The 297-nt window shown below is 66.7% G+C and carries 1 protein-coding gene; it reads left to right on the forward strand.

Translation table 11 applies throughout. From position 1 onward, the window contains the following. Positions 1-297: Clp protease N-terminal domain-containing protein (locus ACFHWT_RS31570; RefSeq protein ID WP_416598371.1), on the forward strand; the 297-nt coding region annotated here is incomplete at both ends.

Raw genomic sequence — 297 nt, forward strand, 5'->3', positions numbered from 1 at the left:
CGACCGAGCGCGACGGGTTGTCGTCCTGGCTCAGGAAGAAGCCCGGATGCTCAACCACAACTACATCGGCACGGAGCACATCCTGCTCGGCCTCATCCACGAGGGTGAGGGCGTGGCGGCGAAGGCCCTGGAGAGTCTGGGCATCTCGCTGGAAGGTGTGCGTCAACAGGTCGAGGAGGTGATCGGCCAGGGCCAGCAGGCGCCGAGCGGGCACATCCCGTTCACGCCGCGGGCCAAGAAGGTGTTGGAGCTGTCGCTGCGGGAGGCGCTGCAGCTCGGCCACAACTACATCGGCAC

Source organism: Micromonospora sp. LOL_021 (assembly GCF_048060215.1).
Classification (GTDB): Bacteria; Actinomycetota; Actinomycetes; order Mycobacteriales; family Micromonosporaceae; genus Micromonospora_E.